The sequence below is a fragment of the Rhodoferax sp. genome (assembly GCF_037143375.1).
GTDB lineage: Bacteria > Pseudomonadota > Gammaproteobacteria > Burkholderiales > Burkholderiaceae_C > Rhodoferax.
The window spans coordinates 1-1,520 of sequence record NZ_JBAWYV010000315.1 but is presented as its reverse complement, the minus strand read 5'-3'; the positions used below and the strand labels follow the sequence as shown (position 1 = coordinate 1,520).

1 protein-coding gene and 1 pseudogene are annotated in these 1,520 nt (G+C 48.0%); both read right to left on the bottom strand.

Annotated features, from left to right (window positions below):
- A pseudogene (locus WCG50_RS19385) lies at positions 1-115 on the bottom strand (branched-chain amino acid ABC transporter permease); the annotation flags it as partial.
- A 59-nt stretch (positions 116-174) separates the two neighbouring features.
- Positions 175-1,323, bottom strand: a complete 1,149-nt coding sequence (locus tag WCG50_RS19380) for an ABC transporter substrate-binding protein (protein ID WP_336901229.1) — start codon at positions 1,321-1,323, stop codon at positions 175-177.
- Positions 1,324-1,520: the final 197 nt, after the last annotated feature.

Here is a 1,520-nt window from a genome sequence, read left to right as displayed (position 1 = left end):
CGAAGTTGATCACGTTGCTGGCGTTGTAGATCAGGGTGAAACCCAGCGCCGCCAGGGCGTAGGTCGCTCCGACCGTCAGGCCGGAGAATAGAAATTGCAGGAATTGGGAAAACAAGTCATTCTCCAGACGTAATTTGAGACAGAACAGGGCGCTGATGCCCCGTCCCTCGGTCGTTATTTCGCGATTTGGAACTTGCCGTTTTTAATTTCTACCATTTGAAATGCACTCGAATCAAGTCCAAGATGGTCGGTGGCCGACATATGAACAATACCGGCTGTGCTTATGTAGCCGTTCGTCTTTTCAATAGCCGTGCGTACCAATTCCTTGTCCGTTGAATTGGCCACCTTGATGCCATTAACCAAGAACATCAACGCATCGTAGGCATATCCACCAAAGGTAGAGGCGTCTTCTTTGTACTGTTGCTCATAGGCAGCCTTGTAAGCTGAAAGTATCGGTTTTCGCTTGTCGCTGTTCGGCAATTCACCGACTACCAATAGTGCTGGCGAGGGCAAACGCACACCTTCACCTGCAGCACCCACTAAACGTGCAAATTCGCTGGATGCCACGCCGTGAGATTGATAAATTGGCGCTTTAAGACCCAGTTGACGGTAGTTTTTTGTCACTGTTGTTGGACCTTGACCAATGCCAAAGACCAATACAGCCTGAATAGCAGGATTCATTTTGATGCGTGTCAACTGAGGCGTGACATCAGTATCCTTTTGTCCGTAAGTTTCATCGACCAATATCTCAATGCCGATTTTCTTGGCTGCAGCCAGAGCCTCCTTGTGTCCTGATTGTCCAAATCCACTGGTTTCAGAGATCAGCGCCATCTTGGTAAAGCCGCGTTTCTTTGCATCTTCAAAGACCTTCTCTGCAGCCATGCGATCCGTATGGGAAATCTTGAAAATCCATTTGTGAACAGGTTCCACAATGGCGACCGCTCCGGCGAGTGAAACGAACGGGATGCCCGCTTTTTCGATCAACGGCATCATTGACAGTGACGATCCGGTGGTTGTTCCCCCCACTATGAAATCTACTTTGTCTGATTCAATCAATCGCTTGGTGAAGGAATTAGCCTTGTTGGCATCGCTGCCATCGTCATAACTAATTAACTCAAGATTTCGTCCGAGTACGCCGCCTTCAGCGTTGATTTTCTTGATGTAAAGCTCGACGGTTTTTAATTCCGGCTCACCCAGAAAGGCTGCAGGGCCGGTTGTCGATAAAACCGCGCCAACTCGAATTGATTCGAGCGCATGGGAACTTATAGGGGTCATCATAGAAATGATGGCGATCATCAGTGTGGAAATAGTGGCTTGTTTCATTGTTTATCCTGGTGTTGGAACGTATTCTTGCGGGAGAAAAAAGCGAGTCGTTTCTATTCGCGGCTGAGGTTTAAGTTGGACGAAGATAAATTCTTGTTTGCCTGAGATGGAGATAAATTTTCAATGGGCGCTATGGGTTACTAGTTGCTCAATAGCGCCAAAAATGCTCGTGCCCGCGCGGTCCAGCATTTCGATAT

Coding starts and splice junctions, on each gene's coding strand:
- WCG50_RS19380 (WP_336901229.1), bottom strand. CDS start 1,323: ATGAAACAAGCCACTATTTCCACACTGATGATCGCCATCATTTCTATG.